This window comes from Cupriavidus sp. UYPR2.512, from assembly GCF_000379565.1.
GTDB lineage: Bacteria > Pseudomonadota > Gammaproteobacteria > Burkholderiales > Burkholderiaceae > Cupriavidus.
In genome coordinates, this window is sequence record NZ_KB903151.1 from 105,610 (window position 1) to 118,390 (window position 12,781).

A 12,781-nucleotide genomic window follows, 5' to 3' on the forward strand; every position below is an offset into this window, starting at 1 on the left:
TACTTCCGACAATGGCCATGCCATGGCTGCGCGCCCTGCTGGCGGCGTTGCTGCTGGCGGCTGCGCCGTGGGCCGCGGCGCTGACGCAGGCCGACCTGAAGCCGCTGGCCGAAGATGATTTCGATGCCAAGACCGCGGCACTGACCGCGCTCGCGAAGGCCCCGCCCGAGCAGGCCGGCCCGATCCTGAAGGCCCTGCAGGACGACGCGCTGCAATACGCAGCGTCGGTCGGCATGGTGCGCCAGGACGGCGATAAGACCGTCGATGCCATTACCGGCAAGCCGGTCGCGGTGAAAGCCGACGAACTGGAGTCCCTGACCCTGAACAACAGCCTGCGTGCGCTGGTCGACAGCGCCGCCAGCAGCCTGCTGCTGCAGTCACCCGACATCGCGGTGCGTGCGCAGGCGGTCGCCACGCTGCGCGCCCAGCCGGAAAGCGCCTCGCGCGCCGCGGTCGAAGCCGCGCGCAAGAATGAGGCCGATGCCGGCCTGCGCACCAGCCTGGACGTGATCTGGGCCAACCTGGTGCTGGCCGAGCCGGCTGACCCCGCAGCGCATGACGCGCGGCTTGAAGCCATCCGCATCCTCGGCAGCGACAGCAACCCGCAGAGCCGCCAGAAGCTGGCGCCGCTGGTGGAGCGCGACAGCGCCGGCAACTACCGCGAGCCCGATGCCGACGTGCGCCTGGCCGCGCAGCAGGCGCTGGACACGCTGCGCAGCGACCAGCGCCGCGCCGAGCTGATCGGCAACCTGTTCGCCGGGCTGAGCCTGGGCAGCGTGCTGTTGCTGGCCGCGCTCGGGCTGGCCATTACCTATGGCCTGATCGGCGTCATCAACATGGCGCACGGTGAATTCCTGATGATTGGCGCCTATGCCACCTACGTGGTGCAGTCGCTGTTCCGCGCCTACGCGCCGGGTGCGTTCGACTGGTACCTGCCGGCGGCGCTGCCGGCCTCGTTCCTGGCCGCGGCGGCGGTAGGCTTCGTGCTGGAGCGGCTGGTGCTGCGCCACCTGTACGGCCGCCCGCTGGAAACACTGCTGGCCACCTTCGGCGTGAGCCTGCTGCTGATGCAGGCAGTGCGCACGCTCTTTGGCGCACAGAACGTGGAAGTGGCCAACCCGGCCTGGATGAGCGGCGGCATCGAGTGGATGCCGGGCCTGGTGATCCCCTACAACCGTATCGTCATCATCCTGTTCGCGCTGGCGGTGGTGGCGGTGGCGTGGGCGGTGCTGAACCGCACGCGGCTGGGGCTGTTCGTGCGCGCCACCACGCAAAACCGCACCATGGCGGCCTGCGTCGGCGTGCGCACCTGGAAGGTCGACAGCTACGCCTTTGCCTTTGGCGCCGGCATTGCCGGGCTGGGCGGCTGCGCGCTGTCGCAGATCGGCAATGTCGGGCCCGACCTGGGCCAAGCCTACATCATCGATTCCTTCATGGTGGTGGTGCTGGGCGGGGTGGGGCAGCTGGCGGGCACCATCGTCGGCGCCTTCGGGCTGGGCATCATCAACAAGTTCATCGAGCCGTTCTATGGCGCGGTGCTGGCCAAGATCTTTGTCCTGGTGCTGATCGTGCTGTTTATCCAGAAGCGGCCGCAGGGACTTTTCGCGCTCAAGGGGCGCAGCGCGGAGGCATGATGCAGCGAGTCCAATCGAATTCTTCCGCCACCCCGTTCCGGCTCGCCGTGCCTGAGCGGCAGGCGCTGTTCTCGCGGCGCGGCTGGATGGCGCTGGCGGCGCTGGTGGTGATCGTCGGCATCGGCGTGCCGGTGTGCGCGCTGGTGTTGCCGGAGGGCCATCCGCTGCACCTGTCGGCCTATGCCCTGACGCTGGTCGGCAAGATCATGTGCTTTGCGCTGGCGGCGATCGCGCTGGACCTGGTGTGGGGCTACTGCGGCATCCTGAGCCTGGGCCACGGGCTGTTCTTCGCGCTGGGCGGCTACGCCATGGGCATGTACCTGATGCGGGCGATCGGCCGCGAAGGCGTATACAAGAGCGAGCTGCCGGACTTCATGGTGTTTCTCGACTGGAAGGAGCTGCCGTGGTTCTGGCAGGGCACCGGGCACCTCGGCTACGCGCTGCTGCTGGTGGTGCTGGTGCCGGGCGTGCTGGCGTGGCTATTCGGCTTCTTTGCCTTCCGCTCGCGCATCAAGGGCGTGTACCTGTCGATCATCACGCAGGCGATGACGTATGCGGCGATGCTGCTGTTCTTCCGCAACGAGACCGGCTTCGGCGGCAACAACGGCTTCACGGACTTCAAGCGCATTGCCGGCTTTGCGATCGCGGCGCCGCAGACGCGCACGGCCCTGTTCGTGCTGACTTTCCTGGCGCTGCTGGCGGGCTTCATCGCCTGCCGCTACATCGTCACGTCCAAGCTTGGCCGCGTGGTCACCGCGGTGCGCGATGCCGAGATGCGCGTGATGTTTTCCGGTTACAACCCGCTGGGCTACAAGCTGTTCGTGTGGACCTTCTCGGCGGTGCTGTGCGGCATCGCGGGGGCGCTGTACGTGCCACAGGTGGGCATCATCAACCCCGGCGAGATGTCGCCCGGCAACTCGATCGAGATGGCGGTTTGGGTTGCCGTGGGCGGGCGCGGCACGCTCATCGGGCCGGTGATCGGCGCGTTCCTGGTCAATGGTGCCAAGACCCTGTTCACCGCCCACTTTGCCGAATACTGGCTGTTCCTGCTGGGCGCGATGTTCGTGCTGGTGACCTTGTACCTGCCCGATGGCGTGACCGGGTTGTGGAACCGGTTGCGCGAGCGGCGCGCGGCCGCACCACCAGCCGCTGCAGACCCTGTTTCCGCGCCTGCCGTGGCAGGCCGCACCGGAGGTGACGCATGAATGCCGCACCCCAGCACGGCCAGGCCGAAAGCGGCGATGCCACCGGCCTGGGCCGCATCGTCGAGCCCGGCACCATCGATGTGTCGCATGGGCCGATCCTGTACCTGGAAGACCTGACGGTGCAGTTCGACGGCTTCCGCGCGCTGAACCAGCTGACCTTGTCGATCGACCATGGCGAGCTGCGCTGCGTGATCGGCCCCAACGGGGCCGGCAAGACCACGATGATGGATGTCATCACCGGCAAGACCGGGCCGCGCAATGCCAATGTCAGCGGACGCGTGTTCCTGGGCCAGACCATCGACCTGATGCGGATGACCGAGCCGCGCATCGCTCAGGTGGGCATCGGCCGCAAGTTCCAGAAGCCAACCGTGTTCGAGCAGCACGCAGTGTGGGAGAACCTGGAACTGGCGATGAAGGCCGACAAGCGCTGGTGGTCGTCGCTGCGCGCGCGGCTGACGGCAGAGGGGCATCGCCGCATCGAGCAAACGCTGGCGCTGACCGGACTGGAGGCCGAGGCCTACCGGCCCGCCGGGCTGCTGTCGCACGGGCAGAAGCAGCGGCTGGAGATCGGCATGCTGCTGATGCAGCAGCCGCAGCTGCTGTTGCTGGACGAGCCGGTGGCCGGCATGACCGATGAAGAGACCATGCAGCTGGCGGCGCTGCTCAACGGCCTGCGCGGCAGCTGCTCGATGATGGTGGTCGAGCACGACATGGAGTTCGTCGCCGCACTCGCGGGAGATGCCGGCCAGGTCACGGTGCTGGCAGAGGGCAGCGTGCTGGCCGAAGGCACGCTCGACAGCGTCAAGCGCGATGAGCGCGTGATCGAATCTTACCTGGGAAGATAAGCATGCTGCAGGTCAACGCACTGAACCAGTTCTACGGCGGCAGCCATATCCTGCGCAATGTCAGCTTCGACGTGGCCGCCGGCAAGCTGACCACGCTGCTGGGCCGCAACGGCGTGGGCAAGAGCACGCTGCTCAAGTGTCTGATGGGCGTGGTGCCCACGCGCAGCGGCAGCATCCAATGGGAAGGGCAGGCGCTGGAGAAGAAGGCGCCGTATGAGCGCGTGTCTGCCGGGCTGGCCTATGTGCCGCAGGGCCGGGAGATATTCCCGCGGCTGACGGTGGAAGAAAACCTGCTGATCGGCGCCGCCAGCCGGGCGCGGCCGTCCGGCGTGCCGGACCGGATCTACCAGTTGTTCCCGGTGCTGCGCACCATGCGGCTGCGCCGCGGCGGCGACCTGTCCGGCGGCCAGCAGCAGCAACTGGCAATCGGGCGCGCACTGATGAGCGAGCCGGGCCTGCTGATCCTGGACGAGCCCACCGAGGGCATCCAGCCTTCCATCATCCAGGACATCGGCCGGGCGCTGCGCCTGCTGGTCGACGAGTTTGGCATGACGGTGCTGCTGGTCGAGCAGTACTACGAGTTCGCGCGGCATATTGCCGACCACTACGTAGTGATGAGCCGCGGCGAAGTGGTGGCGCGGGGTGCCGGCGCCAGCATGGAGCAGGATGGCGTGCGGGAGCTGATTGCGGTGTAGGCCGGCCGCGTGGCAGCGTCGGGATTTGTGAGCCGCGCGCTGCTTCCGCCAAGACGGGCGGCGCGCTATGATTGCTTGCAACTCCCGCCATTGCGCGCGCCCCCACCGCCGGCTGTACTTGCCATGCGCCATCCCGATTTTCCTTCCGCCCTCGCCGTGCCCGCCGCATGGCAGGCCACCCTGCGGCTGCGCTTTGCGCAGCGCGGCGAACGCACCGCGCTGACCGAGCGGCGCCACCAGGGGCCGCTGCTGGTGCAGAAGCCGCTGTATCCGGAGGGCGGCATCTGCCACGCTGTGATCCTGCATCCGCCAGCGGGCGTGGCAGGCGGCGACAGCCTGGATATCGACGTGACGGTGGAGGCTGGCGCGCACGCCGTGCTGGCTACGCCGGGTGCCACCAAGTGGTACAAGTCGCTCGGCCGCGAGGCAGCGCAGCAAGTGCGCCTGACGGTGGGTGCAGGAGCGCGGCTGGACTGGCTGCCACAGGAGAACATCGTTTTCGACGATGCGCGCGCACGTATCGCGACGGTGCTCGACGTGGCGCCGGGCGGCAGCGCGATCGGCTGGGATGCGGTGGTGCTGGGCCGGCAGGCATCTGGCGAGCAGTGGGCCAGCGGCGCGCTGTGGCTGGATACCCGCATCGGCAGTGGCGAACGCGCGCTGTGGATCGAGCAGTCTCATCTTGAGGCCGCGTCGCCGCTGCGCGCCGCGGTGGCCGGGCTCGATGGACTCAATGTGCTGGGCACGCTATGGGCGGTAGGCGAGGGCGCGACGCAGGAACTGGCCGAAGCGCTGGCCGGACAGCTGCCCTATACGCCGGAGCTGCGCGCCGGCGTGACCTGCCTGGCCGCCAACGGGCAGTCGATGCTGCTGCTGCGCGTGCTGGGCCGGCAGATGGAAACCGTGCGCCACGTCATGGCCGACAGCTGGCAGGCGCTGCGCATGCCGATCCACGGCGTGGCGGCGCGGCCGCTGCGGCTGTGGGCCACGTAGGCTGCCAACCGAGACAACCGAGACAACCGAACAAAAGAACCAGGAACAAGAGATGGAACTGACGCCGCGAGAGAAAGACAAGCTGCTGATCTTCACCGCCGCGCTGCTGGCCGAGCGGCGCAAGGCCCGCGGGCTGAAGCTGAACTACCCGGAAGCGGTGGCGCTGATCACCGCCGCCATCATGGAAGGCGCGCGCGATGGCCGCACCGTGGCCGAACTGATGCATGAGGGCACCACCGTGCTGAGCCGCGAGGACGTGATGGATGGCGTGGCCGAGATGATCCCCGAGATCCAGGTGGAGGCCACCTTCCCGGACGGCACCAAGCTGGTGACCGTCCACCATCCCATAGTCTGAACATGACCGATCCGGATAACAAGACCAACCCGAGAGAGCCGACATGAACCGTACCGCCTGCCTGCGCCTTGCCCTGGGCACTTTCCTGACCCTTGCCGCCGGCGCCGCCCTGGCACATCCCGGCCACGATGCCGCTACCGTCAGCGCCAGCCTGTGGGCCGGCCTGGCGCACCCATTCACCGGCGCCGACCATTTGCTGGCGATGGCGGCGGTAGGCATGTGGAGCGCATTGATTGCCCGCTCGGCCGCCGCTGCGCTGCCTCTGCCGCTGGCCTTCGTGGCGCTGATGATGGTAGGGGCCGCAATCGGCCTGTCCGGTGCGGCGCTGCCCGCGGTCGAACCGATGATCGCGGCCTCATTGCTGGTGATCGGGCTGCTGCTGGCGCTGCGCGCGAAGCTGCCGGCATGGGCCGGTACGCTGCTGGTCGGCGGCTTTGCCGTTTTCCACGGATATGCCCACGGGGCCGAACTGCCCGCCACTGCGGGCGCGCTGCCAGCGGTACTCGCATACGTGGGCGGGTTTGCTACCGCCACCATGGTGCTGCACCTGCTGGGCATCGGCGCAGGCACGCTGCTGCGCCGCCACGCCGGCTGGCTGGCCCGCGCGGCAGGTGCCGGCGTGGCGCTGTACGGCGCCAGCCTGCTGGTGGCCTGAGGAGGATGGCCATGATCCCCGGTGAACTGATGCCCGCCGACGGCGAGATCGAGCTGAATGCCGGCCGCGCCACGGTCAGCGTGACGGTGGCCAATACCGGCGACCGGCCGATCCAGGTCGGCTCGCACTTCCATTTCTATGAGACCAACACCGCGCTCGCGTTCGACCGCGAAGCCGCGCGCGGCTTCCGGCTGAATATTGCCGCCGGCACCGCGGTGCGCTTCGAGCCCGGCCAGACGCGTACGGTGGAACTGGTGGCGCTGGACGGCGACCGCATCGTCTACGGCTTCAACGGCAAGATCATGGGAGCGCTGTGATGGCAAAGATTTCCAGGCAGGCCTATGCCGAGATGTTCGGCCCGACCACCGGCGACCGCCTGCGGCTGGCCGATACCGGGCTCATCATCGAAGTCGAGAAAGACTTCACCACCTATGGCGAGGAAGTGAAGTTCGGCGGTGGCAAGGTGATCCGCGACGGCATGGGGCAGAGCCAGCGCATGGCCAAGGATTGCGTCGACACCGTCATCACCAATGCGCTGATCGTTGATCACTGGGGCATCGTCAAGGCCGATATCGGCCTGAAGGGCGGGCGCATTGCTGCGATCGGCAAGGCCGGCAACCCGGATATCCAGCCGGGCGTGACCATCGTGGTCGGACCGGGCACCGAGGTGATCGCGGGCGAGGGCATGATCGTCACCGCCGGCGGCATCGACAGCCATATCCACTTTATCTGCCCGCAGCAGATCGAAGAGGCGCTGATGAGCGGCGTCACCACCATGATCGGCGGCGGCACCGGGCCAGCCACCGGCACCTTCGCCACCACCGTGACGCCGGGGCCGTGGTACATGGAGCGCATGCTGCAGGCGGCCGATGCCTACCCGATGAACATCGGCCTGCTGGGCAAGGGCAACGCCAGCCAGCAGGGGCCGCTCTTGGAGCAGGTGGAAGCCGGCGCGATCGGCCTTAAGCTGCACGAGGACTGGGGCACCACGCCGGCGGCGATCGACACCTGCCTGTCGGTGGCGGACGCGACCGATACCCAGGTGGCAATCCACACCGACACGCTCAACGAAGGCGGCTTTGTCGAAGCGACCATCGCCGCCTTCAAGGGCCGCACCATCCATACGTACCACACCGAAGGCGCGGGCGGCGGCCATGCGCCCGACATCATCAAGGTGTGCGGCGAGGCCAACGTGCTGCCGTCGTCGACCAACCCGACGCGCCCGTACACGGTCAACACGCTGGACGAGCACCTCGACATGCTGATGGTGTGCCACCACCTCGACCCGTCGATTGCCGAGGACATCGCCTTTGCCGAAAGCCGCATCCGCCGAGAGACCATTGCCGCCGAAGACATCCTGCACGACCTGGGTGCGTTCTCGATGATCTCCAGCGACTCGCAGGCCATGGGGCGCGTCGGTGAGGTCATCATCCGCACCTGGCAGACCGCGCACAAGATGGCGCTGCAGCGTGGCAAGCTGCCGGGCGATCCCAACGACGCGCGCGGCGGGCACGACAACTTCCGCGTCAGGCGCTATGTCGCCAAGTACACCATCAACCCGGCGCTGACGCACGGCATCGCCCATGAAGTGGGCTCGGTTGAAGTCGGCAAGTGGGCCGACCTGGTGCTGTGGCGTCCGGCGTTCTTCGGCGTCAAGCCCAGCCTGATCCTGAAGGGCGGCATGATTGCCGCGGCCGCGATGGGCGATCCCAATGCGTCGATCCCGACGCCGCAGCCGGTGCATTACCGGCCGATGTTTGCCTCAGCCGGCGGGGCGCTGCACCGTTCGTCGCTGACCTTTGTGTCGCAGGCGGCGCTGGCGGCCGGCATCGGCGAGCGCTACGGGCTGGCCAAGACGCTGTCGGCGGTGCGCGGCACGCGCACGGTAAGCAAGCGCGACATGGTGCACAATGACTGGCAGCCGCGTGTCACGGTCGATCCGGAGACCTACCAGGTCGTTGCCGACGGCCAGTTGCTGACCTGCGAGCCTGCCACCGAGCTGCCCATGGCGCAGCGCTATTTCCTGTTCTGACTGGCCGGGGCCCGCGCCCCGCATCGCCCATGCTGAAGATCGACAAACTCCTGAGCGCCCCGCACGGCATCGCGCCCGTGCTGGTGCGCCGCGCGCCCAAGCTGGTCTTGCCCTTCGCCGAACGCAGCAAGAGCCGCCTGCGCGCGGTGCTCGACAACGGCGACGAAGCCGCGCTGTTCCTGCCGCGCGGCACCGTGCTGCGTGGCGGCGACTTGCTGGTGGCCGAAGACGGCAGCTTTGTGGAAGTGCAGGCCGCTACCGAGGCGGTGCTGGAAGTGCGCGCACAAGACCCGCATGCGCTGATGCGCGCGGCCTATCACCTCGGCAACCGCCATACGCCCGTGGAGATCGGGCGCGACTACCTGCGGCTGGAATACGACCCGGTGCTGGCCGACATGCTGCAGCGCCTGGGCGTGCGCGCCGAACCCGCCGAGCTGCCGTTCGAGCCGGAGGCGGGAGCTTATGGCGGCGGGCACAAGCATGGGCACGATGCGACGTTCGCGGAGGACTATGCGGCCGCGCAGGCGGTGTTTCAGGAGCATCATGGGCACGGCCACGGGCATTCGCATGGACATGGTCATTCCCATGATCACGGTGATCCGCACCATGTCCACGACGAACATTGCGGACACAAGCATTGATTGCGTGCCATGACCGGCTTGCCCCAACTGATCTCGCTGCTCCATCTGGCATCACCATCGTTGCCGATCGGCGGCTTCAGCTATTCGCAAGGGCTGGAAGCTGCGATCGATTGCGCCAGCGTGCATGACGCGCCAACCGCCGAGCGCTGGATCCGCGACAACCTGTTGCATGTACAGGCCCAATGCGAAGCCCCGCTGTGGCTGCTGCTGCATCGCTACTGGCTGGCTGGTGACGCTGCGCAGGTGCGGGCATGGAACGACTGGTTCCACGCCACGCGCGAGACTTCCGAGTTGCGGCTTGAGACCGAGCAGATGGGCTGGTCACTGTCCAGGCTGATTGCGCAGATGGAGTGGGGCGCGCCCGTGCTGCGCGACACGCTGGCGGCGCTGTCGCCGGTCTGCCTGCCGACGGCGTTCACTGCGGCATGCGTGGCGCTTCAGGTCGAGGCGCGCGACGGCCTCGCCGCCTATTGCTTCAACTGGGCCGAGAACCAGGTCGCCGCGGCGATCAAGACGGTGCCGCTGGGCCAGGTGGCGGGGCAGCACATGCTGCGGCGCCTGCACGGCGCGGTGCTCGGCACGGTCGAAGAAGCCGCGCGCCGTGCCGAAGCCACGCCGCCGCAACTCTCCACCTTTTCCCCGATGCTGGGCCTGCTTTGCGCCCGCCACGAAACGCAGTACTCCCGGCTGTTCCGATCCTGAACCCATACCGCACCATGACCCAGGCCCGTACCAAGAAGAACCCTCCGCTGCGCGTCGGCGTCGGCGGCCCGGTTGGCTCCGGCAAGACCACGCTGCTGGAAATGCTGTGCAAGGCGATGCGCGACCGCTACGACCTGGTTGCCATCACCAACGACATCTACACGAAGGAAGACCAGCGCCTCTTGACGATCTCTGGCGCGCTGCCGGCAGAACGCATCATGGGCGTGGAAACGGGCGGCTGTCCGCACACCGCGATCCGCGAAGACGCCTCGATCAACCTGGAGGCAGTGGACCGCATGCTGGCGCGCTTCCCGGATGCTGACGTGGTCTTCATCGAATCCGGCGGCGACAACCTCGCCGCCACCTTCAGCCCAGAACTTTCTGATTTGACGATCTACGTTATCGACGTAGCCGGCGGTGAGAAGATTCCGAGAAAGGGTGGGCCGGGCATCACCAAGTCCGACTTGCTGGTGATCAACAAGACGGACCTGGCGCCATACGTCGGGGCATCGCTGGAAGTGATGGAGAGCGATGCGCGCAAGATGCGCGGTGCCCGGCCGTTCGTGATGGGCAGCGTCAAGTCCGGGCAGGGCCTGGACGAGGTGATCCGCTTCATCGAACGGCAGGGCATGCTGGGCGTCTAGTCTTTATTGTCGCCGACAGCATCGGACGCGGCGTTGGTGGCGTGAGCCAGCGACGGGCGGAAGCTGCCCTTGCCCGCCAGCGCCCGTGCCACCGCGGCCACCAGGTTCAGCTCGGGCTCGGTCAGCTCCGCCATATGGCGCACGGTGGCCTCGATCGCCGCGCGCTGGCGGTTGCCGAAGGGTGCGCGGGATTGTTCCACCTGCAGCTGGCTGGCGTCATGGCGGCTGAAGTCGAGCATCTCCGGGGTCGGCACGGCGAGGGTTTCGGCCAGCCTGCAGATGTTGGCGAGCGCCAGGTTGCGCTTGCCGCTTTCGATGCCGCTCAGGTATGAGCGCGACAGTCCGCTTTCAAGCGACAGGGTCTCCTGGGACCAGCCCCGCTGCTTGCGTAGCCAGGCAAGATGCAATCCGAATAGTCTGAGATTTCGAGAAGTCATGGGGTCGTGAAAGGTTCAGAGTGATCTGAGGCTAAGGGTTTGACCTTGAGGCCACGACAACTTATCCTCCTCCTCACTATCGGTGTCCGATCCGCAAATTGAGGGGTGCGCCAGGCAAAATGGCGCGACACGATGGCATCAACCGGACGGCCTGCATGGCCGAGCCAAACGGGCCACTGCGCAATGCTGCGCGCAACGCTGTCATGCGTGCGCCGCGTGCGCGGACAGCCGCCTTGCGGCCTGTCGCCCTGCAGGGGATTGCCATGCAGATCTTCACGCTGTTCGAGGCGCGGATGCGCGCCCTCCATGCCGACCGCCACGCGCCGTCGGATTTCATTCCCGGGTTCCAGTCACGCTTGCTTGCCGCTGCTGCCGGCCTCGGCAGCACCTGTGACTACGTCTTTCTCTGCGCCGGCGAGACCCAGCCTGAATTTGCCGCGGACCGCCATGAATGGTGGGGCTGCCTGCGCGGGGGCCTGCGGCTGTGGTCGCCCGGGCGCGGCTGCCTGCTGATGGGCGGCGGCGAGCTGTTTGCGCCGGCGCCAGGCGTGCCGATGCAGGTGCAGGCGATGGTCGACACCATCCTGGTGCGCACCGTGCCGCAAGGGCCGGCCGATGCGTCGCGGCCGGTGGCACTGCCTGCGGGCGGGTGGCACTGCGCGCTGGGCGGCATTGCCGCGGTCGGGGCCAATGGCGCCGAGGGGGTGGCGGGCATGCACGTATTGCCAGCTGAGGTGGTGCGGGCAGAGGGCCCGCAGCCGGAGCAGGGGATGCGGCCGGAGTTCATCCAGCTCGACCAGTCGGGCGATGACTGGGCGCAGCGGCTGCAGGCGCGCGGGCTGCGCTGGGCGCTGTGCTACCGCGGCGCCATCGGCCTGCACTGGCATGGCGCGCTGGTGCGGGCCGGTGGGGACATGGCCTTCCTGCAGCCCGGCACGCTCTACGCGCCGGCCCCGCACGAGTCATGCCGGCTCGACGTGCTGTTGCCGGGCACCGGCCTGCTGTGCTGCTTCGGACCGGGCGATGACGCGGACATTGGCGTTGCGGCCCGCGGCGGCCGGCGCGCCGACGGGTATGCCGTTGCGTGCCACGCGCCGGCGCCGGCCTGATGCCCGGCGGGGCAGCCGCGGCCTGGGCCCCGGCTGCTCCAGTCCCATGCTCAGTGCCGCTTGTATTGGGTGGCGCCGAACAGGACCTCGCGTGCCTTGTCGTCCTGCAGCGCCTTGCGCGCGCTGGCCAGCACTTCCACGCCGCGCTTGACCGCGGGGCGCTCGGCGATCTCGTTGAACCAGCGCTTCAGGTGCGGGTAGTCGTCCAGATCCACGCCCTGGTTCTGCCAGCTGCGCAGCCACGGGAAGGTGGCGATGTCGGCGATGGTGTACTGCTCGCCGGCCAGGTAGGCGTGCCTTGACAACTGCGTGTCGATCACGCCGTACAGACGCTTGGCCTCGTTGGTGTAGCGGTTGACCGCGTACTCGATCTGCTCGGGCGCGTACATGCGGAAGTGGTGCGCCTGGCCCAGCATCGGGCCCACGCCGCCCATCTGGAACATCAGCCACTGCAGCGCCTCGTACTTGCCGCGTACGTCCTCGGGCAGGAACTTGCCGGTCTTGCCGGCCAGGTAGAGCAGGATGGCGCCCGATTCGAACAGCGAGATCGGCTTGCCGTCGGGGCCGTCGGGGTCGACGATGGCGGGGATCTTGTTGTTGGGGCTGAGCTTGAGGAAGTCTTCGCCGAACTGGTCGCCGGCGCCGATGTTGATCGGATGGACCTTGTACTCCAGGCCGCATTCTTCCAGCATGATGTGGACTTTGTGGCCGTTGGGCGTGGCCCAGGTGTAGACGTCGATCATCGCAAAGGATCTCCTGGCTGCGATCGTTGGGGATGGCCACATCAACCACTGAGGTGGCGAACCGGGCGATTTAAGCACAGAAGAAAAAAAC

15 protein-coding genes are annotated in these 12,781 nt (G+C 67.7%); 13 read left to right on the plus strand and 2 right to left on the minus strand.

The genetic code is table 11. From position 1 onward, the window contains the following. Positions 1-11: 11 nt before the first annotated feature. From urtB to ureG, 12 genes are all read left to right on the plus strand, one after another. Complete coding sequence (urtB, locus tag A3A5_RS0124995; protein WP_018313218.1) at positions 12-1,634, plus strand: urea ABC transporter permease subunit UrtB; 1,623 nt, start codon at positions 12-14, stop codon at positions 1,632-1,634. Beyond that, positions 1,634-2,839 carry an urea ABC transporter permease subunit UrtC gene (urtC, locus tag A3A5_RS0125000; RefSeq protein ID WP_018313219.1) on the plus strand — a complete coding sequence of 402 codons (1,206 nt, stop codon included), beginning with the start codon at positions 1,634-1,636 and terminating at the stop codon, positions 2,837-2,839. Before urtB ends, urtC begins: the two co-directional genes overlap by 1 nt. Further along, positions 2,836-3,684 (plus strand): urea ABC transporter ATP-binding protein UrtD, encoded by an 849-nt coding sequence (gene urtD / locus A3A5_RS0125005; RefSeq protein ID WP_018313220.1) that lies wholly within the window; start codon positions 2,836-2,838, stop codon positions 3,682-3,684. Before urtC ends, urtD begins: the two co-directional genes overlap by 4 nt. 2 nt (positions 3,685-3,686) lie before the next feature. Then, positions 3,687-4,379 carry an urea ABC transporter ATP-binding subunit UrtE gene (urtE, locus tag A3A5_RS0125010; RefSeq protein WP_018313221.1) on the plus strand — a complete coding sequence of 231 codons (693 nt, stop codon included), beginning with the start codon at positions 3,687-3,689 and terminating at the stop codon, positions 4,377-4,379. Between the two features lie 123 nt (positions 4,380-4,502). Beyond that, positions 4,503-5,372: an urease accessory protein UreD gene (locus A3A5_RS0125015; protein WP_018313222.1), complete on the plus strand. Its 870-nt coding sequence runs from the start codon at positions 4,503-4,505 to the stop codon at positions 5,370-5,372. A 52-nt stretch (positions 5,373-5,424) separates the two neighbouring features. After that, a complete protein-coding gene (locus tag A3A5_RS0125020) occupies positions 5,425-5,727 on the plus strand; it encodes an urease subunit gamma (protein ID WP_013956041.1) in 303 nt (100 codons plus the stop codon). A gap of 43 nt (positions 5,728-5,770) precedes the next feature. Beyond that, entirely contained in the window at positions 5,771-6,382 is a 612-nt protein-coding gene (locus A3A5_RS0125025; protein ID WP_018313223.1) for a HupE/UreJ family protein, read from the plus strand. An 11-nt stretch (positions 6,383-6,393) separates the two neighbouring features. Next, on the plus strand, positions 6,394-6,699 hold the full coding sequence (locus tag A3A5_RS0125030; protein ID WP_018313224.1) for an urease subunit beta: 306 nt from the start codon (positions 6,394-6,396) through the stop codon (positions 6,697-6,699). After that, on the plus strand, positions 6,696-8,414 hold the full coding sequence (ureC, locus tag A3A5_RS0125035) for an urease subunit alpha (protein WP_304412947.1): 1,719 nt from the start codon (positions 6,696-6,698) through the stop codon (positions 8,412-8,414). The genes A3A5_RS0125030 and ureC overlap by 4 nt, the downstream gene beginning before the upstream one ends. A 29-nt stretch (positions 8,415-8,443) precedes the next feature. Then, positions 8,444-9,055, plus strand: a complete 612-nt coding sequence (gene ureE / locus A3A5_RS0125040; RefSeq protein ID WP_018313226.1) for an urease accessory protein UreE — start codon at positions 8,444-8,446, stop codon at positions 9,053-9,055. 9 nt (positions 9,056-9,064) lie between these two features. Beyond that, entirely contained in the window at positions 9,065-9,757 is a 693-nt protein-coding gene (locus A3A5_RS0125045) for an urease accessory protein UreF (protein ID WP_018313227.1), read from the plus strand. Positions 9,758-9,771: 14 nt separating this feature from the next. Continuing rightward, positions 9,772-10,401 (plus strand): urease accessory protein UreG, encoded by a 630-nt coding sequence (ureG, locus tag A3A5_RS0125050; RefSeq protein ID WP_013956047.1) that lies wholly within the window; start codon positions 9,772-9,774, stop codon positions 10,399-10,401. Here the strand turns inward: ureG and A3A5_RS0125055 are convergent. After that, positions 10,398-10,838: a helix-turn-helix domain-containing protein gene (locus tag A3A5_RS0125055; RefSeq protein WP_026201101.1), complete on the minus strand. Its 441-nt coding sequence runs from the start codon at positions 10,836-10,838 to the stop codon at positions 10,398-10,400. The two genes, ureG and A3A5_RS0125055, sit on opposite strands and share 4 nt — an antisense overlap. 233 nt (positions 10,839-11,071) lie before the next feature. Here A3A5_RS0125055 and A3A5_RS0125060 point away from each other — a divergent pair, with 233 nt between their 5' ends. Then, a complete protein-coding gene (locus A3A5_RS0125060; RefSeq protein WP_232431450.1) occupies positions 11,072-11,947 on the plus strand; it encodes a hypothetical protein in 876 nt (291 codons plus the stop codon). 50 nt (positions 11,948-11,997) lie between these two features. Here A3A5_RS0125060 and A3A5_RS0125065 read toward each other — a convergent pair whose 3' ends face one another. Then, positions 11,998-12,690, minus strand: a complete 693-nt coding sequence (locus tag A3A5_RS0125065; RefSeq protein WP_018313230.1) for a glutathione binding-like protein — start codon at positions 12,688-12,690, stop codon at positions 11,998-12,000. Positions 12,691-12,781 lie beyond the last annotated feature (91 nt).

What these genes read in the sequence shown, in the direction of transcription:
- urtB (WP_018313218.1), top strand. Translation starts at nt 12, where the DNA reads ATGGCCATGCCATGGCTGCGCGCCCTGCTGGCGGCGTTGCTGCTGGCG.
- urtC (WP_018313219.1), top strand. Translation starts at nt 1,634, where the DNA reads ATGCAGCGAGTCCAATCGAATTCTTCCGCCACCCCGTTCCGGCTCGCC.
- urtD (WP_018313220.1), top strand. Translation starts at nt 2,836, where the DNA reads ATGAATGCCGCACCCCAGCACGGCCAGGCCGAAAGCGGCGATGCCACC.
- urtE (WP_018313221.1), top strand. Translation starts at nt 3,687, where the DNA reads ATGCTGCAGGTCAACGCACTGAACCAGTTCTACGGCGGCAGCCATATC.
- A3A5_RS0125015 (WP_018313222.1), top strand. Translation starts at nt 4,503, where the DNA reads ATGCGCCATCCCGATTTTCCTTCCGCCCTCGCCGTGCCCGCCGCATGG.
- A3A5_RS0125020 (WP_013956041.1), top strand. Translation starts at nt 5,425, where the DNA reads ATGGAACTGACGCCGCGAGAGAAAGACAAGCTGCTGATCTTCACCGCC.
- A3A5_RS0125025 (WP_018313223.1), top strand. Translation starts at nt 5,771, where the DNA reads ATGAACCGTACCGCCTGCCTGCGCCTTGCCCTGGGCACTTTCCTGACC.
- A3A5_RS0125030 (WP_018313224.1), top strand. Translation starts at nt 6,394, where the DNA reads ATGATCCCCGGTGAACTGATGCCCGCCGACGGCGAGATCGAGCTGAAT.
- ureE (WP_018313226.1), top strand. Translation starts at nt 8,444, where the DNA reads ATGCTGAAGATCGACAAACTCCTGAGCGCCCCGCACGGCATCGCGCCC.
- A3A5_RS0125045 (WP_018313227.1), top strand. Translation starts at nt 9,065, where the DNA reads ATGACCGGCTTGCCCCAACTGATCTCGCTGCTCCATCTGGCATCACCA.
- ureG (WP_013956047.1), top strand. Translation starts at nt 9,772, where the DNA reads ATGACCCAGGCCCGTACCAAGAAGAACCCTCCGCTGCGCGTCGGCGTC.
- A3A5_RS0125055 (WP_026201101.1), bottom strand. Translation starts at nt 10,838, where the DNA reads ATGACTTCTCGAAATCTCAGACTATTCGGATTGCATCTTGCCTGGCTA.
- A3A5_RS0125065 (WP_018313230.1), bottom strand. Translation starts at nt 12,690, where the DNA reads ATGATCGACGTCTACACCTGGGCCACGCCCAACGGCCACAAAGTCCAC.